Raw genomic sequence first — 26,096 nt, forward strand, 5'->3', positions numbered from 1 at the left:
TGGCTCAGCCGATCAGCGCGTCGATATAGAGCTCTTCGGCGCTGACCTGGTTCCTGCCGTACCATTCGTCGCTGTAGATCACCTGCTTGGCGACATTCTCGGCGCTGGTCGGGTTCCACGCCGCCAGTTCCGCCGGCACCCTGGCGGCGGCAGCGGGGTTGATCGGCCCGTTGCCGATGGCCTTGAACCATTCGACCTGAAGATCCGGATCCTGCGCGGTGGCGATGAAGCGCATCGCCGCCTCCGGACCGGCCGGGTTGTTCTTCGGCACCACCCAGATGCCCGGCTGCAGGACGCCGCCGGCATAGGTCATCCTGAAGCTGCCGGGCTCCATCTGATCCTTCAGCAGGTAACCCCGGGTGGAATAGATGTTGCCCATCGCCACCTCGCCCTGCAGGAACAGGTTCTGGCTTTCGGAACCGGAGCCCCAGACGATGATATTGTCGCGCAGCTCGCGGAACTTGGCGATGGCCGCCTTGATCCCCTCGTCATCGAGGAACTGGTAGACCTCGTCTTTCGCGACCCCCATGGCCAGCGCCGCCCCCTCAAGCTGGCCGCGGACCGATTTGCGGAAGGTCCGCATGCCGGGGAAATCCTTGACGTTCCAGACATCGGCCCAGGTCTCGGGCACGCCGTCCGGCAGCATCGTCGGATTATAGGCCAGCGCATAGGAGAAAACGTAGTTGCCGACGCCGAAGGGCAGATCGGTGCCGGGCAGGACCTTGGCACGGTCGACGATGGAATAGTCGATATCCTGGATCACCCCGGCGCCGTTCATCACGATGGCCGAACCGGCACCGCTGTCGCAGAGGTCCCAGACCACCGCGCCGCTTTCCACCATGGCCCGCACCTTGCCCGGGCTGGGGCCGGCGCCATCGACCCGCACCGGGACGCCGGTTTCCTCTTCATAGGCCTTGCCCAGTAGATCGCGCAGGATGTCCGAGGCCTGACCGCCCCAGTTGCACACCACCAGCTCGGTCGGCGCGGCGACGGCGCGATCGCCCAGGAAGGGCACCAGCCCCAGGGCGCCCAGCGCGCTGAGGAAGCCACGGCGCGACAGCGTCCCAGCCTTGTATTTCTCGGCCGCGATTTCGGCGAGATCCGATTTGAATGCGTGGTCTGTTGTATCCACGGGGCAGTCTCCTTGTTGGTCTGGTCGTTTCGTTTTGGGCCGGGCCCGGTCGGCGATCGGGTCCCGGCGGCGATCTTGCGGGCCGCGCGCCGGGGATACCGGCGGGCGGGCTCCGGGTCCGGAGCCGGGCGGACGGCTCAGGTCTCCAGCAATGGCACGCAGGCACCGGCTCCCCAGCCGAAGCTCACGTCCATCTGCGGTTCGGGGCGCAGGCCGGCATGCCAGGTCGGCTGCGACACCAGCACCTCGCCAAGCACATCGTGATCGACCAGCACCTGACAGCGCTCGCCGAGATAGCTGATCTGCCGCACTCGGCCGGTGAACGCCTCCTGTCCCGGGGCGCCCAGCCGGATCCGTTCAGGCCGCAGCGCCAGGCTGACCGGCCCCTGCGGCGCCAGCCCGGGCCGCGGCGCCAGGGTGAACCTCTGGCCTGCGGCCTCAACCGTCAGCCCCTCGGCCCCCTGCCCGACCACATCGGCCGAGATGAAATTGGATTTGCCGAGGAAATTCGCCACGAAGCGGGTTCGTGGCCAGTCATAGAGCGCGCCCGGGGCGCCCTCCTGCTGGATCGCCCCGTCCTTGAGAATGACGATCCGGTCGGACATCGACAGCGCCTCGTCCTGATCGTGGGTGACATAGATGAAGGTCACCCCGAGCCGTTCGTGCAGCGCCTTCAGCTCCCACTGCAGATCGGCGCGCAGTTTCTTGTCGAGCGCCGAGAGCGGCTCATCCAGCAACAGCACGTCGGGTTCGAACGACAGCGCCCGTGCCAGCGCGATCCGCTGCTGCTGCCCGCCGGAGAGCTGATGCGGCATGCGGTCGGCGAACTGGCCCATCTGCACCAGATCGAGACAGTCCCGCACCCGCGCCTGCAGCGCGCTGCGGCCGTATTTGCGTACCCGCAGCGGATAGCCGACGTTTTCCGCCACGGTCATGGTGGGAAACAGCGCGTAGCCCTGGAACACCATGGCGAAGTCGCGCTTTTCCGGCGGCAACCGGGTGATGTTGCTGCCCCGCGCGTGAACCTCGCCGGCGCTCAGCGCGGTGAAACCCGCGATCGCCGACAGCAGCGTGGTCTTGCCCGAGCCCGACGGCCCCAGCAGCGTGAGAAACTCGCCCTCACGGATATCGAGGTCGACGGCGTCGAGCGCCCGGAACTCGCCATAGGTTTTGACCGCCTTGCGGACAGAGAGGATTGGATCGGACATATCGCTGCCTTTTCACGTCGGTGCGAAGCCTTCAGCTCCGGCGTCGAGGGGAAGAGACCAGCCGTGACCAATATTTTGAAATAAAAATATCGGGCCTAAAAATAACCTCAGGTTATTTCCACTCGATGCGGCAGTTCCGGATCGCTCAGCGCCTCGCGCATGAACTCCTGGAACTGCAGCGCCACATGCGAGGTCGGGTAGAGGTTCGAGGTCACCCCGTGCAGCGTCACCGACAGCGCCGGCTGGATCGCCCGCACCGACACATCCTGACGCGCCCGGCCCATCAGCGCGAAACTGTCGACCAGCGCCACCCCGGCGCCGGCGGCCACCATCTCCAGCGCCGTGGAGGTATGGCGCACCTCGCAGAAATAGCGCCGCTCGGTGCCATGGCGGGAATAGACCTCGTCGATCATCTGCCCCAGCGGCGTACCCGATCCGTAGGAGATATGCCGCACGTGGTTGAGGTCGAGCAGATTGATGCTGCGAGCGTGGGCCAGCTCATGGTCAGGCGGACAGGCGCAGACCATGTCGCCCGCCGCCATCGGCCGCACGCTCAGCGCCGAATGGCGCGGCGAGGTGATGGAAAACCCCAGATCGGCGCGGCCGCTGATCAGATGCTGGATGATCTCGTCGACGCTGCCCACCTCCAGCGACAGCTGCACCCGCGGCCGCGAGCGGGTGAATTCCGCGATCATGCGCGGCAGCAGCGCATAGCCGATCGAGGGCGTGGCGATCACGTTCAGCTGGCCGACGGTGCCGCCGCGCAGCTGGTCGATGATGCGATCCACCCGCTTTTGCTGCGAGAACAGATGCTGCGCCTCCTGCGCGATATGCAGCGCCTCCGGCGTCGGAGTCAGCCGCCCCTTTTCACGCTTGAACAGCGGAAAGCCCACCAGATCCTCGATATGGCGGATCATATTCGACACCGCCGGCTGGCTGACCGACAGTGCCTCCGCCGCGCCAGAGGTGGTGCCGAGATCAATCACGGCGCAAAGCACCTCAAGCTGTCGGACGCGGATCATGGGGAATAACTTTCTATTATTTGTCTTTCATGTATTTTTATTTCCAGATGATAGATGAGATGTCTAGCCTCCGGTCGAGATTTCGAAGGAGCAGGCAATGAGCCGAAAAGAAGTATTCGCCGTGGCCCAGCTGGGGGCGGTTCACCTGAAGGACTCCAAACAGGCGACCGTCGCGCGACTGATCGAGATGCTGCGCGAGGCACACGGCCGTGGCGCCCGCTGGATCACCTTTCCCGAACTGGCGCTGACCACCTTCTTTCCCCGCTATGTCTATGACGATCCCGCAGACTACGATCCGTTCTATGAAGAGGGCCTGCCGTCGCCGGCGATGGCACCGCTGTTCGACGAGGCGCGCCGCCTCGGCATCGGCTTCTACCTCGGCTATGCGGAGAAGGTGACCGAAGCCGGCACCGTGCGCCGTTTCAACACCTCGGTGCTGGTGGCACCAAATGGCGATATCCTCGGCAAATACCGCAAGATCCACCTGCCCGGCACCAAGGATCCGATCGGCGACCCGGAATTCGAACACCTGGAAAAGCGTTATTTCGAGGTCGGCAATCTGGGCTTTCCGGTGTTCAAATCCGACGCTGGCCGCATCGGCATGTGCATCTGCAACGACCGCCGCTGGCCGGAAACCTTCCGGGTGATGGCGCTGCGCGGGGCGGAGATCTTCATGCTCGGCTACAACACCCCCACCCGCAACATCCACCACAACGAACCGGTGCATCTGCGCGAACATCATCACCGGCTCAGCCTGGAATCGGCGGCCTATCAGAACGGCGCCTGGGTGATGTCGGCGGCGAAATGCGGCTCGGAGGACGGCTTCGCGATGATCGGCGGGTCCTCCATCGTCGCCCCCACCGGCGAGACAGTGACCCGCGCGGTCAGCGAGGAGGACGAGGTGATCTCCTTCAACTGCGATCTCGATCTCGGCGCCTATATCCGCCGCTCGGTGTTCAATTTCGCCAAACACCGCCGGCCGGAGCATTACGGACCGATCACCGCCCAGGTCGGGGTGGAGATCGACGACTGACCGGCCCGGCGCCGTCCCCCGCCTGACCGGTCGGCCCGGGGGTCCGCCACTGCGGGCCCCCGGTCGCGTTTGCCCCTCTGCTCCGTCGGCCCGCCGATGCGCCTTCCCTAGTGCCTCCGAGTTGCCAGGGGCGGGCTTTGCGCTAGGATGCTGGCAGGGAGAGAGACAGGAGGGAGCGGCGGGATGCTGGAGGAGGCACTCGTTCTCGATGCCGCGGGGCGGCCGATCCGCCACGACGGGCGGACACGATCGCAGGACTGGGACGAAGTTCAGGAATTCTGCCGCAAGGTCTACATGCCCTATCGGGTGCGGCCGCTGGATCGCCGGGCCCGTCCCGATGCGACGATGATCTCCGCCACCGCCGGCCGGGTGACGATGACCCGTTTCGCCTATGGCACCGGCATTCACCTGAACGAGTTCGACCCCGAGGCCGGCAATATCCTGGTGCTGAACACCCTGCGGGGCGGGCTGAGCCATCAGTCGGATGGGACACCGGCCACCACCGGCCCCGGCGAAAGCTATGTCGTCGACTGCTCGCGCACCGATTACTGGCTCGAAGGCGACGACGCCCATATGCAGTTCAACCTGACCATCCCCCACCGCGCGATGGAGGAGATCGCCGAACGCTGGTTCGGCTTCGTGCCCGATGACGCGCTCTGGACCCGGCGGGTGAAATTCGCCGGCCCCGGATCGCGCTGGCTGAGCCTGCTGGACTATGCCGCACGGGCGGCGCGCGCAGGCGCCCCCGGCACCCCGGAAGGCGCGCTCAACCGTCATCTCGAGGAGATGATCTGCCTGGAGCTTCTGCAGCACTGGGCCGATGCCACCGGGTTGCGGCTGGACCGGGGCGCCCGCGCCGCCGCCCCCCGCCATGTCCGTCAGGCCGAGGAGATCATGACCGCCGAGGCGCGCGAGGCCCCCGCCATCGGCGATATCGCCCGCCGCGTCGGCGTCTCCGCCCGTACCCTGTCGGAGGGCTTCCGGCGGTTCCGCGGCCTGTCTCCGCGCGCGTTTCTCGCCGCGCGCCGGCTGGAAGGGCTGCGCGCCGATCTGCTCACCGCAGCGCCGGAGCGGAGCGTGACCGAGATCGCGTTGAGCTGGGGCTACAGCAACCTCGGCGCCCTGGCCGGCCTCTATCGCAACCGCTTCGGCGAGCGCCCGTCAGAGACCCGCGCCCGCAGCCGGCACCGGCACTGCGCCCCCAAAAGCGATTGATCCCCGAAGCGATCGATCGGGCGCCAAGGCGACAAGGACTGCCCCGTTTTGCTGCCGGTTCCGGACAGTTGCTGCCGATCCCGGACAGTCGGCCGCCATCCGCCGCGCTAGGCTGTCTTCCCAGAGGAATGGGAGGACCCGATGACAAACCTGAAATCCGCCTGCGATGCCGTTCTGGCCACCGCCACCACCGGCGCGGCCCGTGTGCCCGGCGTCGTCGCCATGGCCACCGATCGCGATGGTACCATCTATTCCGGCGCTGCCGGAGACCGCCGCCTGGACGGCACGCCGATGACCGAAGACACCGTCTTCGCGATTTTTTCCACCACCAAGGCGATTGCCGCCACCACCGCGCTGCAATGTGTCGAGGAGGGGCTTCTGGATCTGGACGCCCCGGCCCGCGACTATGCCCCCGCCATCGGCGAGCTGCAGGTGATCGAAGGCTTCGACGACAACGGCGCGCCGCGGCTGCGGGCGCCGAAGACCGATGTCACCACCCGACAGCTGCTGCTGCATACCGGCGGCTTCGGCTATGATTTCTTCAACGAGACCTACAAGCGGCTCGCCGAAGAGCACGGCCAGCCCTCGGTGGTCAGCGGCAGCCGCGCCGCCCTGGAAACCCCGCTGCTGTTCGATCCGGGCAGCCGCTGGGAATACGGCACCAACCTCGACTGGGTCGGCCAGGTGGTCGAGGGCATCCGTGGCAAGCGGCTGGGCGCAGTGATGCGCGAACGGGTGTTCGATCCGCTCGGGATGGAGGAGATCGCCTTTACCCGCAGCCCGGAGATGAAGGCCCGCACCGCCACCATTCACGCCCGCACCGAGGACGGCGGGCTGAGCCCGCTGGACGATTTCGCCCTGCCCGACGATCCCGAGGTCGATATGGGCGGCCACGGGCTCTATGCCACGGTGCCCGAATACATGAAGTTCATCCGCATGTGGCTGAACGACGGCGCCGGTCCCGGCGGCCGGGTGCTGCGGCCGGAGACGGTGGACTGGGCGGTCAAGGGTGCCCTGGTGCCACCGCAGAAGGTGACCATGCTGCCGGGGGTGATCCCCAGCCTGTCCAATGACGCGGAATTCTTCCCCGGGCAGGCAAAGGACTGGTCCTACAGCTTCATGGTCAATGCCGAACCGGCGCCCACCGGGCGCCCCGCCGGATCGATCGGCTGGGCGGGACTGGCCAACAGCTACTACTGGATCGACCGGCAGACCGGCATCGGCGGCTATTGGGCGACGCAGATCCTGCCCTTTGCCGATCCGGTCTCCTTCCCAGCCTATCTGGACTTCGAAACCGCGGTCTATCAGGCGGTCCAGGCCTCCCGCGCCGCCTGAGCCCGGGCCGGGGCAAACTGTCTCCCCGCCCCGGCCCGTTTTGTCCGGCCGCCGGTTCAGCCGAAGCGGAAGGCGCGGAGGTGATCGGGTTCGCTCACCCCGTCCAGATTGCGCGGATCGGGCACCGGCTCCCCGATCACCATCCGCACCGGCAGCTCTCCGGCCCAGATCGGCAGGGCGTAATCGGGCTCCTCATCCTTGGGGGGCCCACTGCGCACCTTGGCGGCGCCCTCGGCAATCTCCAGCCCCAACACCGTGGTCGCCTTCAGGTCCTGATCGTGATCGGGGCGCAGCATCTCATAGCGGCCGGGAAACAGCCCGTTGACGAAGCGGCCGAGCTTTTCCAGCTTTTCCTGCGGGTCCTCGACCTTGAACGCCTTGCCGAACAGCATCACCGACCGGCTGTTGACCGAATGGTGCATGCCCGAGCGCGCCAGCACGAAACCGTCGAGAATGGCCACGGTCACACAGACTTCCACCCCCTTCTGGTTGCGCAGCGCCCGGCTGGCCGAGGATCCGTGCCAGTAGACGTGATTGCCCTCGCGCCACTGCAGCGTCGGAGTGACATAGGGTTTGCCGTCGATCACATAGCCGACGCTGCACATCGGCTGGGCGTCGAGGATGGCATTGATGGCCGCGCGGTCGAAATCGCCGCGCTCGTGCGACCGGCGCAGGCGGGAACGGTCGGTGACGGGCAGGCTGTCGGTCATGAGGCGGGCTCCTTGCGGTTAGACCGTCGGTCAGATGGCTTGATCGGCCCGACGTAGCGCGCTATTGGCCATGCCGATATGGCCAATATTCCCCAAAATGATCGGTCCAATTTCGGCGCCGCACTGTTCGGCCTGAGCCTGGAGCGCGGCAGCGCGCAGCCGATGCATGCGCAGCTGACCGAGGCGCTGCGGGCACTGCTGACCCGGATGCAGGGGCTGGCCGGGCTGCGCCTGCCGGCCAGCCGCGCCCTGGCCGAGGAACTGTCGGTGTCGCGGATGACAGTCACCACTGCCTATGATCAGCTGATCGCCGAGGGTTATCTGACTACCCGACAGGGCAGCGGCACCTATGTCGCCGATCACCTGCCGCATCTGGCCCGCCCCGCCCCTGCCCCTGCGCGCCGGCGTCCGCCTCCGGCAGAGCCCGCACCGGGCGGCGACTGGCTGCCGTTCCAGCCCGGGCTGGCCGATCCGGCGCTGTTTCCCCACCGGCTCTGGGCGCGGCATCTGGACCGCGCCTGGCGGGCGCCGCAGGCGGCGCTGCTGGGACGGCCCGATCTGTTCGGCTGGCCGCCGCTGAGGGCCGCGATTTCCGCCCACCTCGCCGCCTGGCGCGGGCTGGACTGCGATCCGGCACAGGTGATCGTCACTGGCGGCGCCTGGGAGGCCTTCGACATCCTCGGCGGCGCGCTGCTGCCCCCGGGCGCGGCGCTGGCGGTCGAGGATCCCGGCTGGGCCACCCTGCGGCAGGCCATGACCCGCGCCGGCATCCGGCCGCAACCGCTGCGGATCGACGCCGACGGGCTCAACCCGGGCGCACTGCCCGCCGGTCTCGCCGGCGCGGTGATCACCCCGTCGCGGCATTTCCCCACCGGCCGGGCGATGCCGCTGGCCCGGCGTCTGGCCCTGCTCGACTGGGCCGAACGCCACGAGGCTCTGATCATCGAGGACGATTACGACAGCGAATTCCGCTATCAGGGCCAGCCGCTGCCCGCGCTCTCCGGGCTCGACGGTCTGCGCCGAACGCTCTACATGGGCAGCTTTTCGAAATTGCTGAGCCCGGCGCTGAGGATCGGTTATCTGGTGGTGCCGGCCCCGCTGATCGCGGCGGCGCACGACCATCTGGCGGTGACCGGCGCCCGCGCCTCTCTGGTGCCGCAGCCGGCACTGGCCAGCTTCATGGAAAGCGGCGATTTCGCCACCCATCTGCGGCGGATGCGCCGGATCTACGCGCGGCGGCAGGCGCATCTGCTGCGCGCGCTGGCGCCGGTGCAGGATCTGCTGACGCTCGGCCCTGATGCCTCCGGCATGCACCTCTGCCTGCCGCTCGCCGGTGCCCTAGCTGATCGCTCCGACGATCGCGCCATTGCCGCCGCCGCCGCCCCCGCCGGGCTAAGCCCGCGGGCGCTGTCGTCGCACAGCGTGCTGCCCGATCCGCCGCAAGGGCTGTTGCTGGGCTATGCCGGCTTCGACGAGGCGACGCTGACCCAGGCCGCCGCCGATTTCTCCCCGCTGCTGCGGCGGCTGGCGACGGGGTGATCCGCCGCCCCGCCGGTGTCAGAGCCCGCGCGCCCCGCCCAGCACCGGCCGCCGTCGGACGACCAGGATCGCAGCCAACGTCAGCAGGAACAGCGCCACGCCAATGATCTCGGCCTGCCGGTCGGGGATCACCACCAGCAGCCCGGCCAGCCCCAGCAGCCCCCGCCCCGGCAGCGACAGCCGCCCGACACGGTAAAGATAGCCTTCGAGCGCACAGCTCAGAATCACCAACCCGGCGACGGCGGTGGCAACGGCGGCGATCACCTCGCCCGCCGCGCCATCGAGGATCAGCGCCGGCTGATAGACGAAGAGGAACGGCAGCACGAAAAGCATCAGCCCCAGCCGCATCGACATGAAGCCGGTCTCCAGCCCGCGGGCGCCGGAGATCTGCGCCGCCGCGATCGAGGCCAGCGCCACCGGCGGAGTGATATAGGACAGCATCCCCCAGTAGAGCACGAAGAGATGCGAGCCGATCGGTGACAGCCCCAGCTCCACCAGCGCCGGCGCCAGGATGGTCGCCAGGAAGATGTAGCAGGCACTGACCGTCATCCCCATGCCCAGCACGAAACTGGTGATTGCACCCAGAACCAGCAGCAGGAACACGTTGCTGCCGCCATAAAGGATCAGCTCGCGCGAGAAGGCGCCGCCGACGCCGGTGATCGACAGCGCGCCGATCACCAGCCCAATGCCGCAGAGCGTGGCGATCAGATAGGCGATATTGCCGGTCACATCCTCGATGAAGGCAAGCACCCCGGACCAGCGCGGCAACCGGCGATGACGCAGCAGGGCCAGGACCATCATCAGGGCGGTAGCGTAATAGGCCGCCCGCCCGGGGCTGACCCAGAACAGCAGCGCCACCAGCGCGATCAGCGACAGCAGGTGATGCCAGCCTTCACGCAGCGTCGCGATCAGACGCGGCTGATCGGCGCCGGTCTGCGGTGCCAGCCCGTTGCGCGCGGCGAACAGATCCACCTGCAGAAACAGTGCCAGATAATAGAGCACCGAGGGCACCAGCGCCGCCACCATGATGTTGGTGTAGGAGGTATCGAGGAAGGAGGCCATGATGAAGGCCACCGCCCCCATCACCGGTGGCATCAGCGTACCGCCGGTCGAAGCGCAGGCCTCCACCGCAGCGGCGTATTTCGGCGGATAGCCGGTCTTTTGCATCGCCGGAATGGTCAGTCGCCCGGTGGTCAGCACATTGGAGATCACGCTGCCCGAGAGCGAGCCGAACAGGCCGCTCGACAGGATCGCCACCTTGGCCGGGCCACCCCGGCTGCGCCCCATCAGCGACATGGCGAAATCCATGAAGAACTGGCCGCCGCCCATCGCGGTGAGCGCCGAACCGAAGATGATGAAGCCCACCAGCGTATCGGCCACCACCCTGAGCGGGATGCCGATGATCCCCTCCGCGCCCATCACATGCGCCGAGACGGTTTCGGCAAAGCTGAAGCCCGGCCCCCAGAGAAAGCCCGGCATCGTCTCGGCGAACAGCGGATAGGCGGCGAAGACCGCGCAGATCACCAGCAGGATGGTACCGCCGACACGGCGCACCGCCTCCAGCGACAGGGCCACCAGCACAGTCGCCACCGCCACCGCCAACGGCGGCGCGACGATGTCCCAGCCCTCCATCAGGATCCGTTCGCCATTGGCCGACATATAGAGCCCCGAGGCCAGCGCCAGCGCGGCGGTCAGCCCGTCGTACCAGCGCGGCGGCGCGATCCGGCCGCCCAGCGGGAACTTGAGAAAGGCGACGGCCAGGAACAGGCCGATGATCAGGTAATAGTAGCGGTTGGCCAGCAGCGGAAACAGCGGCGGCAGCGCCAGGTTGAAGGTCTGGGCAACGATGGCGGCAAGCCCCAGCGCCCCCAGCAGGCAGATGCCGGCCCGGGCCAGCCTGACCGGGAGACAGGGGGCGCTCTGCGGCGTCTCGTTCGGAGTGGTCGACATGTCATGATCCCCGAGAAAGGTTTCAGTGGTCGCGGCCCCCGGGGCGGTCCCGGAGGCCGCGAACGCGGTCAGGGTCGGATCAGTTGATCATGTCCTTGCGGTATTTGTCCCAGAAGGCCGGCCAGTCCTTGGCCGGCAGGCTCTGGTCCGCGGCGGCCTCCGAGGCGGCCTGCCAGGTGGAGATCACCGCGTTCAGCCGCTCCAGCCGGCGGGCGTTCCAGGCGTCGTCCGCCTCGGTCCAGATACCCTTTTCCTTCAGATAGCGGATCGCGCCGGGGTGGAAAGGTGCATCCGCCGGCGGCCGGCCGGCCCGGTTCAGATCCCAGCCCGGTGTCGCCGCGGTGGCGGAGGCATAGAGGTCATAGGTCTGGTCCAGCGCCTTGATGAAGTTATAGACCTCCTCCTCATCCGCATCGGCATAGACGGTGATCATCGGATAGCGCACCGAGAAGATCGCCGCCGGCGTCTCCTGGCTCAGCCCGGCGCCAGCGGTGGCATCCACCGGCGCGAAGAAACTGGCGACCGAGGTGATGTTATTCCAGCCCTCTGCATCGCCGGCGGGCATCGGTACCCAGGCGATCCCGTGCGAGGAGGACTCCATCTCATAGAGCGTCGCGGCGGTGGGGGTGGAACCGACGGCATCGACCTGACCATCGACCAGCGCCTTCAGCATGGCACCGTAGGATGGCAGCTCGACCACCTCGACATCGTCCCAGCTGAGCCCGCCAAAGGCCAGCATCGCCTCGATCTTGATGTTGATCGACGGATTCGCCTTGATCCGCGCCACCCGCTTGCCCCTGAGATCGGCCATGGTGGCGATGTCGCTGTCGCCCGCCACCGCCATGCCGAAGGTCGAGGGACGGCCGGCGATCACCCGCAGGTCCTGCGGCCCCCATTCCTGGGCGGCGAATTCATAGGTGGCCTCAGTCGCGAAATAGAGCTCGTTGGCGAGCCAGCCGTATTGCACCCGGCCGGTCTTCAGCGGCAGCAGCCGGCTGATCGAGGTGCCCGAGGGCATGATCCGCACCCGGGTGCCATAGGTCTTGCCGAAGGCATCGGCGACAGCCGAAGCTTCGACATAGCCGCTAGAGCCGACGTCGTAAGTTGCCCAGAGCATCGACTTGGGCAGCGCCGGCTGATCGGCGTGAAGGCTCTGCGCGATCAGCGCCGCAGCCAGAAGAGTGGCGGATTTCGCCAGGGGTTTCAGAAACATAGTACTCCTCCCTATGGAACGGCCGGATCTCCGGCCGCAGTTAAGACATGCCCCGTCAGGCCTGCGGACCCATTGGCGCGGCGCCGCTCTGGCGCAGCCTCCGGATGTCGTCCTCGCCGTAGCCAAGGGCCCTTAGCACTTCCTCCGTGTGCTGACCAAAGGCCGGGGGTTTGTGGCGGTAAGTCGCCTGGGTTTCGCTCAGCCGGGCGGGCGCGCCCAGCCCCTGATAGCCGTCGATCTCCACCCGCATGCCGCGGTGTTCGGTGTGCGGATGGCTCAGCGCCTCCTCGATATTCAGGACCGGTCCGGCGGGCACCCCGGCGCGGATCAGCCGATTGGCCAGCTCGCTGCCGTCGAAGGCCACCAGGCAGCTTTCCAGCGCCGCCCTGAGCGCATCGCGGTTCTGCAGCCGGGCGCCATTGCCGGCGAAGCGCTCATCCTCGATCAGCGCCTCGGCCCCGATGGTCTGGCACAGCCGGGCGAATTGCCGGTCGTTGCCCACCGCCAGATAGATCGGCCGGGTTCCGGTCTGATAGACCGAATAGGGCGCGATATTGGGGTGATCGTTGCCCGAACGTTTCGGCAGCCGGCCCGACAGCGCGTAATTGGCCGCATGCGGATGCAGCAGCGACAGCGCCGAATCGAAGAGCGCCGCCTCGACGAACTGGCCGCGTCCGGAAATCTGGCGATGCTGCAGCGCCAGCATCACCGCCAGCGCCGCATTCAGGCCGGTGACCATATCCACCACCGGCAGCCCCACCCGGGTCGGGCCGCCGGCGTCGCTGCCATTGACGCTCATGATGCCGCCCATGGCCTGAAGGATCGCGTCATAGCCCGGCAGCCCGCCCATCGGCCCATCCGCGCCGAAGCCGGTGACGCGGCAATGGATCAGCCGGGGAAAGGATTTCGACAGCACATCGTCATAACCCAGCCCCCATTTCTCCATGGTGCCGGTCTTGAAGTTCTCCAGCAGCACATCGGCGTCCTGCAAGAGCGTCATCAGCACCTCGCGCCCGGCCATCTGCCGCAGATCCAGTGCGATGCCGCGCTTGTTGCGGTTGAGGCCAAGGAAATAGGACGCGGTGCCATCCTCCTGAAACGGCGGCCCCCAGTGTCGGGTCTCATCGCCGGCGGGCGGTTCCACCTTGATCACATCGGCGCCGTGATCGCCGAGGATCTGCCCGGCGAAGGGGCCGCCCAGCACGCGCGACAGATCGATCACCTTCAGCCCGGTCAGGGCGCCGTTGCGGCCGGTCTGCTCCATCGGGGTCACTCCGCCGCCTGCGGCATCGGCCCGGCCCCGTCCAGAAACGCCCGGTCGAGCGCCCCCTGAAGCGTCTCCTCCCCGGCGGCGCGCCGGGCAAAGGGATCGCGGGCGGCCAGCTTGTGCGACAGCACCGCCGCGGCCAGCGTGGCGCGATCCTCGGCATCGTTGCGGCCCTGGCGGCGCAGCTGATCGGCCTCCCAGCACATGGCGACAGCCGAGGCGGCATTATAGACCGCGCTGGCGGCGCCGCGGGTCTCGGCCTCGCGCGCCTTGTCCTCGGCCACCTCCCTGAGATAGGCGGCGGCGCGGTCGAAACCGGCCAAGGCGGCGGTGCCGGCCTCGGTCTGGGCGGCCTCGGCGCTCAGATCGCGCATGTACTCGCCGAGCGCCTCAAGAGCGCCTTCGCGGCGCACCGCGCGGCCGACATCGAGGGCGACGATATTGCTGGTGCCCTCCCAGATCGAGCCCAGATGCGCATCGCGCAGCACGCGGGCATCCGACCATTCCTCGATATAGCCGCAGCCGCCGCGCACCTCCATCGCATCGCCGGCGACCTTGCGGGCATCGCGGCAGGTGCGGAACTTGATCAAGGGCGTCATGATGCGCAGCACCTTGGCCATTTTCGCATCGCCTGCATCGGCGCGTTCCAGCACCCGCGCCGCCTGGAACACCATGCTGCGGCCCTGTTCGGCGGTGACCAGCATCTTGGACAACTGCCGCTGCATCAGCGGCAGATCGGCCAGCCGGCTGCCGAAGGCGGTGCGATTGCGGGCGATGAACAGCGCCTCGTTCACCGAGCGACGCATCAGCCCGGCCGAGCGGACACCGTTGGCCAGCCGCGACATGTTGATCATGTCGGTCATCTGCTTGAAGCCCTGCCCCGGCTCGCCCACCAGATAGGCCACCGCGCCGTTGATGCTGATCTCGCCGCTGGCCATCGACCGGGTGCCCAGCTTGTCCTTCAGCCGCAGGATGTCATAGGCGTTGCGGCTGCCGTCCGGCAGATGCCGCGGCAACAGGAACAGGGACAGGCCACGGGTGCCGGCACTGCCGCCCTCGGGCCGGGCCAGCACCATCGCCAGCGCCGCATCGGGGTTGGAACAGAACCATTTGTCGCCCCAGAGCCGCCATTCGCCGTCCTCGAACCGGGCGATGGTATCGATCGCCCCCACGTCCGATCCGGCGGCCTGTTCGGTCATGAACATCGCGCCCTGAAACAGCGCGTCCATATCCTGGCTGGTGAGCTGGTCGAAATAGCGCGCCACCAGATCGGGATCGCCGAATTTCACCAGCGTGCGGGTCAGTGAATCCGTCATGCTGAGCGGACAGCACAGCCCGAATTCCGCCTGCACGAAGAGATAGACCAGCGCGTATTTCACCAGCGGCGGCAGCTTGTCCGGCGCGCCGAAGACCCCGCCGCGGTGCGACATCGCCGCCAGCCCGAATTCGCCGAAGGCATAGCTTTCGAGACTGACGTAATCGGGGTGTTTGGTGATCCGTTCCTCGGCGGCGCCGTTGCGCGCCCGGATCGACAGCACCGGCGGGTTCTTGTCAGCCGACAGCGCCAGACGCTCCAGCTCGTCGCCGACCAGCGCGCCCATGCGGTCCAGCTCCGGCTCCACCAGGGCGCGGGTCTCGGCATCGAGATAGACCGACAGCAGCGCCGCCATCGACGGATCGGCGCGATAGGCATTGCTGCCACGGCTGTCGGGAATATTGCAATGAACGGCGATCGGCATCGGTTGATCTCCTCCCCTCAACTTCAGTCGAGGGCAGGATCGCCGCTGTTCCATCCTAAATAAAATACTATTTTTCTATTGATTGATAGTAATTAGGCTATCAATCACAGGGCGGCAGCGCGGCCACCGCCCTGCGCATAGACCTCAGCCGTCGAAATAGGCGGCGCGCGCCGCTTCTACCGCACGGGCCTGATCCGGGCTCAGCGCCTGGCCGCCGTAATTCGCGACATGGATATGGAACGGATCGGTCAGGGTCTCCGACACGCCGCACATCTCCTCGACCACGGCCAGCCCGCAATAGGGCACATAGGTCGCCGAATAGCCGCCCTCGTGGGTGACGATCACCCGCCCCTCGCAGTGCTTGTCGGCGACCGCCAGGACCTGGCGCATCATCCAGCGGTAATCCTCGGACGACAGCATCATGATCCCGAGGGGATCAAGCGCCGAGGCATCGAAGCCGCTGGGCACGAAGATCGCCTGCGGCTTGAAGGCTTCCAGCGCCGGCAGCACGATCTTTTCGAACGCCTCGCGATAGGCGCCGGAGCCTGAGCCCGGCGGCAGCGGGATGTTCAGGTTCACCCCCGCGCCGGCGCCGCTGCCGGTTTCGTCGATGGCTCCCGAATCCGGCGGGAACAGATTGTCCTGATGCAGTGAGATCGTCAGCACCGACGGATCGTCATAGAAGATCGCCTGGGTGCCGTTGCCGTGATGCACATCCCAGTCGACAGTGGCGATCCGTTCGATGCCATAGGTGGCCTGGGCGTGCTTGATCCCCAGCGCCGCATTGGCAAACAGGCAAAAGCCCATCGCCAGATCCGGCATCGCGTGGTGCCCGGGCGGCCGGCACAGCACATAGGCATTGTCGACCTCGCCGGTGAACACCGCATCGACCGCCTGCAGCACCCCGCCCACCGCCAGCTGGGCGATCTGGTAGCTGGCCGGCCCCACCGGGGTCAGCTGGCCGGCGTCGCCGCCGCCCGAGGCGCAGACCGCCTTCAGATGCTCCAGATAGGATTGCGGGTGAATCACCGTCAGCGCCGCGTCCTCCACCGGCTCGGGGCGGAACGGCACCAGCAGCGGCGCCAGCCCGGTCACCTCGACCATCGCCTGCATCCGGCGCTTGGTCTCGGGGTTCTCGAAGTGCTGGCCCGGCTGCACCACCATCGAAGGTTCGAGGAACCCGGCCCAGTTCTGAGTGTCGTGCCAGTAGAAATGCTCTGCCGTCACCCAGCCGGTGCGGCGGGTCACGGTCTTGCTGCTGGGCGCCATGCGTCCCTCCTTTAGCCGAAAAAATCATCGCTGGGGGCCAGTCTGACGCAGGATCGGAAGCCTTGGAAATACCACCAGGTTGGTATTGAGTTGCCGGTTCCTGCTATTCTGGGGGTACGGAGATGAGCCGGAGCGCCCGCGTGGAGGACACGATCGCCGAATATGATTTCCTGGGCCGGATCGCGGCGCTGGACACCCTTGCCGCGTTTCAGCAGGCGACTGTCGCCTATTGCAGCCATGTCTTTGATACGCAAAGCGTTCTGGCGATCCGCTATCACCGCGATCGGCAGCCCGACGTGCTGTTTCGCTGGCTGCCCGATGCGGCGCTGCAGGCCACATTCGACCGTTACTACGCACGGCTCGGGTTCATGCTGGACCCGTTTTACCGGCTGGCGCTGGACAGCCCCGGGCTCGCCGCCCACCAGCTGCGCGAAATCGCGCCCGACCGGTTCGAAACCAGCGACTATTTCGCCTCTTATTTCGGCACTACCCAGCTGGTGGACGAACTGGGCGCGACGCTGCGGGTCGATGCCGACACCGCCGTGCATCTGTCACTGAGTCGCGAGGCCGGGCAGAGCCGGTTTCCCGCCCGACTGGCACGGCGGTTCAAGCTGATGGCGCGGGTGCTGCTGCCGAAGCTGCGGGCGCTGTCGCTGCGCGCCGATCCGGAGCCGGCCGCCGCCCCCGGTTTCGTCGATCTCAACCACCGGTTCCGCACCCTGAGGATCGACGATGCCCCCGCCCTGTCCGACCGGCAGGCCGAAATCGCCGCGCTGATCGTGCAGGGTCATTCCAGCCGGGCGATCGGGCTGAAACTGGGCATCTCCGACCAGACGGTGAAGGTTCACCGCCGCAACATGTTCAAGAAGCTTCAGATTTCATCGCAAAGCCAGCTGTTCGGCCTGCTGATCTCGGGCGTGTCGCCCGGCAGCTAACCGCTCAGCGCCCCGCCAGCGCCCGCCCGGTGTGCGAGATGAAGAGCTTCGCCGCACCTTCCTTGAGGATGTCGAGCAGTTCCTCCTGCCGGCGCACGATGATGCTGCGCAGCGCCTCGATCGCCTTGGCCTCGTCGCGCTCGCGCAGCACCTCCAGCAGTTCGCCGTGTTTGCGATAGCTTTCGCGATGGTCCTGATCCTGCCCCGAGGGGGCCCAGCGGACGAAATGGATCTGCGCGTTCAGCCGGCGCAGAGCCTCGACCAGCTTGTCGTTATGGCTCAACCCCACCAGCCGCTCGTGAAACCGTTCGTCCGCGGCGATCCGCTCGGACTGGCTGCGCGTCGGATCGCTGACATCCAGCGCCGCCCACTCCGCCTGCAATGCCGCGATCTCGGCATCGCTGGCCCGCTGGACCGCCAGTCGGACGCCCTCGGTCTCCAGGATCACCCGCAGCTCGTAGAGGTTGACGATTTCGTCGGCGTCGATCTTCGGGCGGTAAAACCCCAGGGCCGGCTCGAACCGCAGCAGGTTTTCCATCACCAGCCGGTTCAGCGCCTCCCGCACCGGCGTGCGGCTGACCCCGAAGCGCTTGGCCAGCTCACCCTCGTTCAGCCGTTCGTCGGGCTTGATCTCATAGGAAAAGATCAGATCGCGCAGCCCCTCGTAGGTGCGCCCCAATGCGGTGCCGCGCGGGCTGGCAGGGGTCTTGCGCGGCTTGGCGCGGGCGGGCGGCTCTTGCGTCGGGCTGCTCATGGATCTGTCCTTCGATGTCCCCCCGGGGGAATAGCAGAAAGGGCGCCGGGCCGCACCCGCCCCGGCGCCACAATTTCCGCGAAAGACCTATAGCCCCGCGATCACCTGGATTTCCACGGTGAAATCGGGGGCTGCCAGTTTCGATTCGACACAGGCCCGGCAGGGCGCGGCACCGGGCGCGACCCAGGCATCCCAGACCTCGTTCATCTCGGCGAAGGTGGCGATATCGGCCAGCCAGATGGTGGCGCTGATCAGCTTTTCCTTGCTGCTGCCGGCGGTTTCGAGCAGCGCGTCGATCTTGCCCAGGATATCCTGCGTCTGCGCCGCCACCGGTGCCCCCGGTGCCCCGAGCGCCACCTGGCCGGCCGTATAGACGGTATCGCCGTGGATCACCGCCTGGCTCATCCGCGGCGCGGGGTCGAGGCGTTTAAGTTCTGTCATGGTCTTCTCCTTCTGATGACATCTGTGGAAACGGGATGCGGCACCGCGCGCTCAGGCCAGCGGCAGGGTGAACAGACGGCCGGCGCCGGCGATGCTGTCTTCGATCCCGGCCAGCCGCAGGCAATGCCAGGCCAGCGCATGATCGCTGGAGGTCACCGCCAGTCCGGTGGCGGCCTCGATCTGCGCCACCCGCTCGCTCAGCCGCATGGAGGTGCAGGAAATGAAGACCGCATCCAGATTGCCGGCCTCGGCCAGCGCCGCGACCCCCGCCTCGATCGAGGCGAAATCGATGCGCGCTGCCTCGCGGTCGTCGAGCTTGCTGTAAGTGCCGAAGGCGGCCACCGGCACGCCCTGATCCTCAAGGTATCGGCGCACCACCGCGTTGACCTCCGCCGCATAGGGGGTCAGCACGCCGATCCGGCGCGCCCCCAGCGCTGCGAAGGCCGCCACCGCGGCGGTGATCGGCGTGGTGCAGGCGATGCCCGGGCGCACCCGGCGGATCGCGTCGAAGATATAATCCTCGCCCAGCGTCATCGTGGCCGAGGTGCAGCCGAAGCCCACCACGTCCAGTGGCAGCCCCGGCAGGATCAGCTCGGTCGCGGCCGGGATCCGCGGGCCGATGGCGCGCAGCGTCTCCGGCGTGATCTCGGCATCGTTATGCACCCGTGTGCAATAGAGCCCCACCCCGTCCAGCGGCAGCAGCCGGCGAAACTCCAGTTCCATGGTCTGGTCGGTGGCCAGGACAATCAACCCGACGGCTGCCCGCGCCGCGGCGCCGCCATCGAGAGTTGCGGGCAGAATGCCCAGATCGGTGAAATTGCCGTCGTCGCGCATGGGGCACCTCAGCTGTCGTTGATCGTGGTGAGATCGAGTGCGGTGGGCCGGCCGGCGATGGCATCGGCCAGCAGCCGGGCAGAGCCATGCGACATGGTCCAGCCGATGTGGCCGTGGCCGGTGTCGTACCAGAGATTGACGTGCCGCCGCCGGCCGATGAAAGGCAGGTTGGTCGGCGTCATCGGCCGCAGCCCAGCCCACATATGCGGGCGGTCGTGATCGGCCCCCTGCGGGTAGAGCTCCCGCGCGACATTGGCCATGAAGGCGAAATCCTCCGGCCGGTGACCGGTGTTGTAACCGGCAATCTCGGCGGTGGCGGTGACCCGCACCGCATCGCCGAAGCGGGAGATCGCCACCAGGTTTTCCTCATCGACCGACCCGATGGTGGGCGGATGCGGATTGTCGCCGATCGGCAGGGTCAGAGAGTAGCCCTTGACCGGATAGATCGGCAGCGGCTCACCGATGCTGCGCGACAGCGCGGCGCTGCCGTTGCCCAGCGCCATCACATAAAGATCGGCCGTGAGCCGCCCGGCGGAGGTGGTGACGGAGGTGATCTCCGATCCCGCGGTCTCGATCGACAGGACGGTTTCCCCGGTCCGGATCTCCGCCCCGTTGCGTTCCAGGTGATCCGCCAGCGCGGCGGTGAAGCGTGTGCAGCTGCCGGTCTCGTCAGTGGGGCAATAGATGCCGCCGGCGATCTTCTCGCCCACCGCGGCCAGTGCCGGTTCCAGCGCCAGAACCCCGGCGCGGTCCAGCACCTCGATCCGCTGGCCCAGACGTTCCATGATCCGCATATGGGCGATCCCCGCCTCCAGCCGCGCCGGGCTGCGGTAGAAATAGAGGATACCCCGGTCGATCCGATCATAGGCGATATCCAGCGTGGCGAGGGTTTCGTGCAGGATGCCCTGAGAATAGGAGGCGAGCCGGAATTTCGCCTGTGTATTCAGATCTGAACGCGATTTCGTACATTGCCCAAGAAACTTCAGAGACCAGCGCCAGAGGTTGGGGTCGAGCGAGGGACGGAAGCGCAGCGACTGGTTCGCCATGACCAGCGACTTCAGCAGGATCATCGGCGCGGCGGGCGACGACCAGGTGAAGGAATGGCCAGGCGCGACCATGCCGGCATTGCCCCAGCTGGTCTCGGTGCCGACGGCATCGTTCTTTTCCACAAGGACGATATCATGGCCGTCTTTCGACAGCTCATAGGCTGCGGTCACCCCCACGACACCTCCGCCCAGAACGGCGATCTTCATCCCAAACTCCCCTGCTGACGGCGACAGATGCGTGGATCATTCGACGTCCGCACAATCTGCATTCAATATTGAATACAGATATGGATTTGATTCGAGTCAACGAAAACGACACCAGTCGGCAAAGGCCACAGCGATCCCGCCCGAAAAGCGGGCAGAGCAGTTCGATGAGCAAAGACATGCGGGAAAGGTGCGGTGGCCTATTCCATCCGGGCGCGGAACAGCAGCGCCGCCGCCGGCAGTGTCACCGCCGCGATCAGCACCATCGGCCAGCTGTTGGCCCAGAGATCGGCGATCGGCATGTCCTTGAGAAAGACGCCCTCGCTCACCACCAGGAAATGCCGGGTCGGCACTGCCTCGGTCACCACCCGCAGCCACAGCGGCATGTTTTCCACCGGGCTGGCATAGCCCGACAGCAGGATCGCCAGCACCGAGGCGAAGAACATGCCCAGAAAGGCCTGCTGCTGGGTCTGGGAAACAGAGGAGATCAGCAGCCCCACCCCGGCCAGCGCCAGCAGGTACAGCACCAGCGAGACATAGAAGAACGGCACCGAACCGGTCAGCGGCACCCCGAACAGCTGCGAGATCAGCACCAGATAGAGCGTTGCGTTGAAGGCGCCCACCAGCATCGGCGGGACGATCTTGCCGATCAGGATCTCGGACAATCGCAGCGGAGAGACCAGAAGCTGGCTGAAACTGCCCAGCTCGCGTTCCCGCGCCACCGATTGCGCGGTCAGCCCAAGGCCCGAGATGGTGGTGATGATCACCACCAGCCCCGGCATGGTGAACCACAGATATTGCAGGTTCGGATTGAACCAATGCACCGTGACGGTGGAGAAACTGGCGGTCTGCCCGGCCAGTTCGGCGCCATAGCCGGCGATGATCGTGCTGAGATAGCCTGACATGATCTGCGCCGCGTTGGATTTGCGTCCGTCGAAGATGCCCTGCACCTGCGCCGGGCGGCCGGCGGCCAGATCGGCACTGAACCCGTCGGCGAAGCTGACCACGGCGACCACCTTCTGCCGGTCGATCGCCGCCCGCGCCTCCGCCTCGCTATAGAGCGGCAGGACGGCGCGGATATTGGGGCTGCCGACGATCCGCTGGGCGATCTCGATACTGGCGGCACCGCCGTCGCGGTCATAGATGCCGATGGCGGTGTTCTTGACCTCCAGCGTGGTGGCGAAGCCCAGCACGAAAAGCTGCATCAGCGGCGGAACCACCAGGATGATACGGCCGCGCGGGTCGCGCAGGATCGCCCAAAGCTCCTTGACGATCATCGCCCACAGACGTCCGCCCATCACGCCACCCGCCGCTTGGTGGCGCGGATCGCCAGCAGGAAGAACCCCAGCCCGAACAGCAACAGCACGCCGATGGCGCGCCAGAACATCGGCCAGATATCCCCCACCACGAAAACCGTCTGCAGCGACGGCACCAGATAGCGCGCGGGCACGATATAGGTCACCGCCCGCACCGGCGCCGGCATCGAGGCGATTTCAAAGACGAAACCGGAGAGCATCATCGACGGCAGGAACCCCAGCACCAGCGCCAGCTGGCTGGCGACGAACTGGTTCTTGGTGATCGCCGAGATCCACAGCCCCTGCCCCAGCGCCGGCATCAGAAAGGCCATCGACAGCGCCCCGAGCCCCAGCGCCGAGCCCCGGAAGGGCACATCGAACAGCGTCACCGCCAGCGTGGTGCACATCGCCATGGAACCGAGCCCGAGCAGAAAATAGGGCAGCACCTTGGAGGCCAGAAGCTCCGCCATGCCCACCGGCGTGGCCAGCAGCGCCTCCATCGTGCCGCGTTCCCATTCGCGCGCCACCACCAGCGCCGTCAGCAGCGTGCCGATCATCGCCATCACCACCGCGATCGCCCCCGGCACCAGGAAATCGCGGCTGGTCAGCTCGGCATTGAACCAGAACCGCGGCACGAAACTCAGAACCGCGGGACGCACCTGGCCGTGATCCTCGGCCCAGGCCCGGGCCCAGGTGGCGCGCACGCCTTCGACGTAATTGGCGACGAAGCTGGCGGTATTGGGCTGCGCGCCGTCGGTGATCACCTGAATGGTCACCTCGCGGTCGCCGGCCTCCAGCCGGGCGGAGAAATCGGCCGGGATCACCACGATGCCGCGCAGGTGGCCGGCGATCAGATCGGGTTCCAGCTCGGCCAGCTCATGCGCCTGGGTGACCTCGAACCAGCGCGATGTGCGATAGGCGGTGGCCAGGCTCTGCGCCGGCGCGCCATCATCCTGAAGTGCCACGCCGATCTTCACCTGCCGGATATCGAAAGAGATCGCATATCCGAACAAAAACAACAAGATAATCGGCAAAACGAAAGCGATGAGCAAAGCCGATGGATCGCGCAGGATCTGGCGAAACTCCTTGATCAGCAGGGCTGGGAACCGGGCGAATCTCATGCCGCGGCCCCGGCGCGGCCGACGGCCGTCTCGCGCGCCTCGATCAGCGCGACGAAGGCGTCCTCCAGCGTCGGATCGCTCAGGCCACCGGTGCCGGCGGCCTCCGCCTTCAGCTGGTCCGGACTGCCGAGCGCGATCTGTTCGGCCCGGTAGATCACCAGGATCCGGTCGCAATATTCGGCCTCTTCCATGAAATGGGTGGTCACCAGAACGGTCACCCCCCTTTGTACCAGCCCGTTGATATGGGTCCAGAACTCCCGGCGCACGATGGGATCGACGCCGGAGGTCGGCTCGTCCAGAAACAGCACCGGCGGCTCATGCATCACCGCGCAGGCCAGGGACAGCCGCTGGCGCACCCCCAGCGGCAGCCCGCCGGCGTTTTGTTTCAGATAGGGGCCGAGGTGAAAGATCTCGGTCATCCGCTCCATCGCGCGGCGTCGCCCGGCCCCCGCCAGACCGTAGACCCCGGCAAAGAAGCTCAGGTTCTGCCGCACGCTCAAATCGCCGTAGAGCGAGAATTTCTGCGCCATATAGCCCAGAGACTGCCGCGCGGCGGCGCGGGCGTGGCCCAGATCGTGGCCCGCCACCCGGCCGCGCCCGGCGCTGGGGTGCAGCAGCCCGCAGAGCATCTTGAAGGTGGTGGATTTGCCGGCCCCGTTCGGCCCCAGCAGGCCGAAGATCTCGCCCCGCGGCACCGTGAAGCGGATATCGCTGGCGGCGGTGAAACTGCCGAAGCGTCTGGTCAACCCCTCGGCCTCGATCGCCGGGGCGCCGGTGTCGGGCACCTCGGGATAGCTTTCGGCCAGCGCGCTGCGCCCGCCCGGGCCCCCGCCCATACGGGCGACAAAGGCATCCTCGAACCGCGGCGGCACCGCCAGTGCGCCGGACGGCGGCGGTGCCCCCGGGGCCATCAGCAGCCGCAACGCCGCGCCCTGAATGGTGGCATCGCGCACCTCCTCGCGGTCGGCCAGCCGGGACAGAAGCTGCCGCCGCGCCAGCCCCTGCGCCGCCAGCCGATAGGTGGCCCCTTCCGCCTCGCGGGTCAGGTCTTGCGGCGGGCCGCCATAGATCAGCCGGCCCTCGTTCAGCAGGAAGACCTCGTCGCATTGCGCCGCCTCGTCGAGATAGGCGGTCGACCACAGCACCGCGATGCCATCGGTCAGAAGCTGCTGCACCATGCCCCAGAGCTCGCGCCGCGACAGTGGGTCGACCCCGACACCGGGCTCGTCCAGCAGCAGCAGATCGGGGGTTTCGACCAGCGCGCAGGCCAGCCCCAGCTTCTGTTTCATGCCGCCCGAAAGATTGCCGGCGAGCCGCGACTGGAAGCGCCGAAGATCGGTGAAGTCCAGCAGCCGGTCGAACCGCTGCTGCCGCGACTCCGCCGCCAGGCCGCGCAGGCGGGCATAGAGGCGCAGGTTCTCGATCACCGTCAGATCTTCATAAAGACCAAAGCGTTGCGGCATATAGCCGATGCGGGAGCGATCGGCGCTGACCGCCGGGCTGCCCAGCACTTCGACCTCTCCCTCATCCGGGTCGAGCAGCCCGGCCAGCAGCCGGATCATCGTCGTCTTGCCGGCGCCATCGGGTCCCACCAGCCCGGTCATGCGCCCGGCCCGGATCTGCAGCGACACCTGATCGAGCGCCGGAACCGCCGCCTTGCCGAAGCGCCGGGTCACCCGGCTCAGCCGGGCGGCGGGCCGGTCCGGCGCCCCGGTCATGCGCCGTCGTCCGGCACCACCACCGTCACCGGCTGGCCCTGCCGCAGGGCACTGTCGGGGTCAGACACGGTGATCCGCAGCCGGAACACCAGATCGGTGCGCAGGTTGGGGGTCTGCACCGATTTCGGGGTGAATTCCGCCACCGGCGACACGAAACCGATGGTGCCGTGATAGATCCTGTCGCTGCTGTCGGTGGTCAGGGTGACGTCCCGCCCCGGCACCACCTGCCCCAGATCGGGTTCGGAGACATAGGCCCGCACCCGCAGCGGCCGGTCGATGGCGAGAGTGAACACCGTGCTGCCGGCGGCGACGATGGCGCCGGGCTCACGCGCGCGGGTCATCACCGTCCCCGCCTGCGCCGCCCTGAGCGTCGCGTCTTCCAGCGCCGTCTGCGCCTGCTCGCGGGCGGCGTGGGCGGCGGCCAGACCGGCCTCAGCGGCGGCGATATCCTCCGCCCGGCTGCCCGCCTCGCTCAGCGACAGCGCTTCGCGCGCCGCCTGCAACAGCGCCTGCGCCTCGCGGTAGGCGGCCTCCGCCGCATCCAGGTCGGACTGGCTGATGGTGTTCGAGGCGATCAGCTTTCTGGCCCGGTCATAGGATAGCTGCGCCTGCGTCAGCGACGCCTCGCGCTGTGCCACCGTGGCGCGCGCCTGGGCGATTTCCTGCGGCCGGTTGCCGGCCACCGCCTTGTCGCGGGCGGCCCCGGCGGCGGCGACCTGCGCCTCGGCCGCGGTCAGCGCCTGTTGCAGCGGCACCGGATCGAGCCGGGCCAGAACATCGCCGGGCGCAACGCTGTCGCCCTCTTCCACCGGGATATCGAGGATTCGCCCCCCGACCCGGAACCCCAGATCGACGGTCCGCACGTCGACATTGCCGTACAGCGTCAGCCCCGCGGTCGTCGTCTCCCCGATCAGCCCGCTGCGCTGGCCGATGACAAAAGCGCCGCCGGCAATCGCCAGAACCGACAGGGCCGCCACGATCTTTCTGTTCATCCCGGCCTCTTCCCCCGGCCCGCGCGACAGGCCTGCTCTGCTAAACCTGTGTCGCAGCTAGGACCGCCGGCGGCCGGTAGTCAAGCGATCCGCCCGCCGAGCCGGGACGCGGGACCGGCGCAGA

At 67.4% G+C, this 26,096-nt stretch carries 22 protein-coding genes; 5 read left to right on the plus strand and 17 right to left on the minus strand.

All coding sequences use genetic code 11. The features are described 5' to 3' along the window. Positions 1 to 4: 4 nt before the first annotated feature. The 3 genes from QO033_RS14420 to QO033_RS14430 form a co-directional block, all read right to left on the minus strand. A complete protein-coding gene (locus tag QO033_RS14420) occupies positions 5 to 1,132 on the minus strand; it encodes an ABC transporter substrate-binding protein (protein ID WP_284481682.1) in 1,128 nt (375 codons plus the stop codon). A 137-nt stretch (positions 1,133 to 1,269) separates the two neighbouring features. Next, the gene (locus QO033_RS14425) at positions 1,270 to 2,340 is read right to left on the minus strand and encodes an ABC transporter ATP-binding protein (protein WP_284481683.1); all 1,071 of its coding nucleotides are present in this window, start codon (positions 2,338 to 2,340) and stop codon (positions 1,270 to 1,272) included. Between the two features lie 107 nt (positions 2,341 to 2,447). Then, the gene (locus tag QO033_RS14430; RefSeq protein ID WP_284481684.1) at positions 2,448 to 3,362 is read right to left on the minus strand and encodes a LysR family transcriptional regulator; all 915 of its coding nucleotides are present in this window, start codon (positions 3,360 to 3,362) and stop codon (positions 2,448 to 2,450) included. 97 nt (positions 3,363 to 3,459) lie between these two features. On the opposite strand from QO033_RS14430, the gene QO033_RS14435 reads away from it, so the two are divergent. The 3 genes from QO033_RS14435 (at position 3,460) to QO033_RS14445 (ending at position 6,945) form a co-directional block, all read left to right on the plus strand. Next, entirely contained in the window at positions 3,460 to 4,395 is a 936-nt protein-coding gene (locus tag QO033_RS14435; RefSeq protein ID WP_284481685.1) for an N-carbamoyl-D-amino-acid hydrolase, read from the plus strand. Between the two features lie 183 nt (positions 4,396 to 4,578). Then, positions 4,579 to 5,610 carry an AraC family transcriptional regulator gene (locus QO033_RS14440; RefSeq protein ID WP_284481686.1) on the plus strand — a complete coding sequence of 344 codons (1,032 nt, stop codon included), beginning with the start codon at positions 4,579 to 4,581 and terminating at the stop codon, positions 5,608 to 5,610. Between the two features lie 141 nt (positions 5,611 to 5,751). Then, the gene (locus tag QO033_RS14445) at positions 5,752 to 6,945 is read left to right on the plus strand and encodes a serine hydrolase domain-containing protein (protein ID WP_284481687.1); all 1,194 of its coding nucleotides are present in this window, start codon (positions 5,752 to 5,754) and stop codon (positions 6,943 to 6,945) included. A 56-nt stretch (positions 6,946 to 7,001) separates the two neighbouring features. Here QO033_RS14445 and QO033_RS14450 read toward each other — a convergent pair whose 3' ends face one another. Beyond that, on the minus strand, positions 7,002 to 7,655 hold the full coding sequence (locus QO033_RS14450) for a pyridoxamine 5'-phosphate oxidase family protein (RefSeq protein WP_284481688.1): 654 nt from the start codon (positions 7,653 to 7,655) through the stop codon (positions 7,002 to 7,004). A gap of 78 nt (positions 7,656 to 7,733) precedes the next feature. On the opposite strand from QO033_RS14450, the gene pdxR reads away from it, so the two are divergent. Further along, on the plus strand, positions 7,734 to 9,194 hold the full coding sequence (gene pdxR, locus QO033_RS14455; RefSeq protein ID WP_284481689.1) for a MocR-like pyridoxine biosynthesis transcription factor PdxR: 1,461 nt from the start codon (positions 7,734 to 7,736) through the stop codon (positions 9,192 to 9,194). A gap of 18 nt (positions 9,195 to 9,212) precedes the next feature. Here the strand turns inward: pdxR and QO033_RS14460 are convergent, their stop codons facing one another. The 5 genes from QO033_RS14460 to QO033_RS14480 all read right to left on the minus strand — a co-directional run bounded on the left by QO033_RS14460 (position 9,213) and on the right by QO033_RS14480 (position 16,632). Beyond that, positions 9,213 to 11,144, minus strand: a complete 1,932-nt coding sequence (locus tag QO033_RS14460) for a TRAP transporter permease (protein WP_284481690.1) — start codon at positions 11,142 to 11,144, stop codon at positions 9,213 to 9,215. A gap of 79 nt (positions 11,145 to 11,223) precedes the next feature. Next, positions 11,224 to 12,357 carry a TAXI family TRAP transporter solute-binding subunit gene (locus tag QO033_RS14465; RefSeq protein ID WP_284481691.1) on the minus strand — a complete coding sequence of 378 codons (1,134 nt, stop codon included), beginning with the start codon at positions 12,355 to 12,357 and terminating at the stop codon, positions 11,224 to 11,226. 55 nt (positions 12,358 to 12,412) lie between these two features. Continuing rightward, positions 12,413 to 13,621 (minus strand): CaiB/BaiF CoA transferase family protein, encoded by a 1,209-nt coding sequence (locus tag QO033_RS14470; protein WP_284481692.1) that lies wholly within the window; start codon positions 13,619 to 13,621, stop codon positions 12,413 to 12,415. A gap of 5 nt (positions 13,622 to 13,626) precedes the next feature. After that, complete coding sequence (locus QO033_RS14475; RefSeq protein WP_284481693.1) at positions 13,627 to 15,363, minus strand: acyl-CoA dehydrogenase family protein; 1,737 nt, start codon at positions 15,361 to 15,363, stop codon at positions 13,627 to 13,629. 144 nt (positions 15,364 to 15,507) lie between these two features. Further along, entirely contained in the window at positions 15,508 to 16,632 is a 1,125-nt protein-coding gene (locus QO033_RS14480) for a class II histone deacetylase (protein WP_284481694.1), read from the minus strand. A gap of 140 nt (positions 16,633 to 16,772) precedes the next feature. Here QO033_RS14480 and QO033_RS14485 point away from each other — a divergent pair, with 140 nt between their 5' ends. Further along, positions 16,773 to 17,567, plus strand: a complete 795-nt coding sequence (locus QO033_RS14485) for a helix-turn-helix transcriptional regulator (RefSeq protein WP_284481695.1) — start codon at positions 16,773 to 16,775, stop codon at positions 17,565 to 17,567. 4 nt (positions 17,568 to 17,571) lie between these two features. Here the strand turns inward: QO033_RS14485 and QO033_RS14490 are convergent, their stop codons facing one another. From QO033_RS14490 to hlyD, 8 genes are all read right to left on the minus strand, one after another. Beyond that, on the minus strand, positions 17,572 to 18,321 hold the full coding sequence (locus tag QO033_RS14490; RefSeq protein WP_284481696.1) for a GntR family transcriptional regulator: 750 nt from the start codon (positions 18,319 to 18,321) through the stop codon (positions 17,572 to 17,574). A gap of 87 nt (positions 18,322 to 18,408) precedes the next feature. Beyond that, complete coding sequence (locus QO033_RS14495) at positions 18,409 to 18,762, minus strand: RidA family protein (protein ID WP_284481697.1); 354 nt, start codon at positions 18,760 to 18,762, stop codon at positions 18,409 to 18,411. 51 nt (positions 18,763 to 18,813) lie between these two features. Beyond that, a complete protein-coding gene (locus QO033_RS14500; RefSeq protein ID WP_284481698.1) occupies positions 18,814 to 19,596 on the minus strand; it encodes a maleate cis-trans isomerase family protein in 783 nt (260 codons plus the stop codon). A gap of 8 nt (positions 19,597 to 19,604) precedes the next feature. After that, complete coding sequence (locus tag QO033_RS14505) at positions 19,605 to 20,849, minus strand: D-amino acid dehydrogenase (protein WP_284481699.1); 1,245 nt, start codon at positions 20,847 to 20,849, stop codon at positions 19,605 to 19,607. A gap of 197 nt (positions 20,850 to 21,046) precedes the next feature. Next, positions 21,047 to 22,144 carry an ABC transporter permease gene (locus tag QO033_RS14510; protein WP_284481700.1) on the minus strand — a complete coding sequence of 366 codons (1,098 nt, stop codon included), beginning with the start codon at positions 22,142 to 22,144 and terminating at the stop codon, positions 21,047 to 21,049. After that, positions 22,144 to 23,262: an ABC transporter permease gene (locus tag QO033_RS14515; protein WP_284481701.1), complete on the minus strand. Its 1,119-nt coding sequence runs from the start codon at positions 23,260 to 23,262 to the stop codon at positions 22,144 to 22,146. Before QO033_RS14515 ends, QO033_RS14510 begins: the two co-directional genes overlap by 1 nt. After that, the gene (locus QO033_RS14520; RefSeq protein WP_284481702.1) at positions 23,259 to 24,980 is read right to left on the minus strand and encodes an ATP-binding cassette domain-containing protein; all 1,722 of its coding nucleotides are present in this window, start codon (positions 24,978 to 24,980) and stop codon (positions 23,259 to 23,261) included. The genes QO033_RS14515 and QO033_RS14520 overlap by 4 nt, the downstream gene beginning before the upstream one ends. Beyond that, positions 24,977 to 25,972 (minus strand): secretion protein HlyD, encoded by a 996-nt coding sequence (gene hlyD, locus QO033_RS14525; RefSeq protein ID WP_284481703.1) that lies wholly within the window; start codon positions 25,970 to 25,972, stop codon positions 24,977 to 24,979. Before hlyD ends, QO033_RS14520 begins: the two co-directional genes overlap by 4 nt. Between the last annotated feature and the right edge of the window lie 124 nt (positions 25,973 to 26,096).

This window comes from Pseudodonghicola flavimaris (assembly GCF_030164425.1).
In the GTDB taxonomy this organism is placed as follows: Bacteria; Pseudomonadota; Alphaproteobacteria; order Rhodobacterales; family Rhodobacteraceae; genus Pseudodonghicola; species Pseudodonghicola flavimaris.

Coding starts and splice junctions, on each gene's coding strand:
- pdxR (WP_284481689.1), top strand. CDS start 7,734: ATGGCCAATATTCCCCAAAATGATCGGTCCAATTTCGGCGCCGCACTG.
- QO033_RS14490 (WP_284481696.1), bottom strand. CDS start 18,321: ATGAGCAGCCCGACGCAAGAGCCGCCCGCCCGCGCCAAGCCGCGCAAG.
- QO033_RS14510 (WP_284481700.1), bottom strand. CDS start 22,144: ATGGGCGGACGTCTGTGGGCGATGATCGTCAAGGAGCTTTGGGCGATC.
- QO033_RS14475 (WP_284481693.1), bottom strand. CDS start 15,363: ATGCCGATCGCCGTTCATTGCAATATTCCCGACAGCCGTGGCAGCAAT.
- QO033_RS14425 (WP_284481683.1), bottom strand. CDS start 2,340: ATGTCCGATCCAATCCTCTCTGTCCGCAAGGCGGTCAAAACCTATGGC.
- QO033_RS14480 (WP_284481694.1), bottom strand. CDS start 16,632: ATGGCGCCCAGCAGCAAGACCGTGACCCGCCGCACCGGCTGGGTGACG.
- QO033_RS14515 (WP_284481701.1), bottom strand. CDS start 23,262: ATGAGATTCGCCCGGTTCCCAGCCCTGCTGATCAAGGAGTTTCGCCAG.
- QO033_RS14470 (WP_284481692.1), bottom strand. CDS start 13,621: ATGGAGCAGACCGGCCGCAACGGCGCCCTGACCGGGCTGAAGGTGATC.
- QO033_RS14430 (WP_284481684.1), bottom strand. CDS start 3,362: ATGATCCGCGTCCGACAGCTTGAGGTGCTTTGCGCCGTGATTGATCTC.
- QO033_RS14465 (WP_284481691.1), bottom strand. CDS start 12,357: ATGTTTCTGAAACCCCTGGCGAAATCCGCCACTCTTCTGGCTGCGGCG.
- QO033_RS14440 (WP_284481686.1), top strand. CDS start 4,579: ATGCTGGAGGAGGCACTCGTTCTCGATGCCGCGGGGCGGCCGATCCGC.
- QO033_RS14445 (WP_284481687.1), top strand. CDS start 5,752: ATGACAAACCTGAAATCCGCCTGCGATGCCGTTCTGGCCACCGCCACC.
- QO033_RS14520 (WP_284481702.1), bottom strand. CDS start 24,980: ATGACCGGGGCGCCGGACCGGCCCGCCGCCCGGCTGAGCCGGGTGACC.
- QO033_RS14450 (WP_284481688.1), bottom strand. CDS start 7,655: ATGACCGACAGCCTGCCCGTCACCGACCGTTCCCGCCTGCGCCGGTCG.
- QO033_RS14505 (WP_284481699.1), bottom strand. CDS start 20,849: ATGAAGATCGCCGTTCTGGGCGGAGGTGTCGTGGGGGTGACCGCAGCC.
- hlyD (WP_284481703.1), bottom strand. CDS start 25,972: ATGAACAGAAAGATCGTGGCGGCCCTGTCGGTTCTGGCGATTGCCGGC.
- QO033_RS14460 (WP_284481690.1), bottom strand. CDS start 11,144: ATGTCGACCACTCCGAACGAGACGCCGCAGAGCGCCCCCTGTCTCCCG.
- QO033_RS14435 (WP_284481685.1), top strand. CDS start 3,460: ATGAGCCGAAAAGAAGTATTCGCCGTGGCCCAGCTGGGGGCGGTTCAC.
- QO033_RS14500 (WP_284481698.1), bottom strand. CDS start 19,596: ATGCGCGACGACGGCAATTTCACCGATCTGGGCATTCTGCCCGCAACT.
- QO033_RS14495 (WP_284481697.1), bottom strand. CDS start 18,762: ATGACAGAACTTAAACGCCTCGACCCCGCGCCGCGGATGAGCCAGGCG.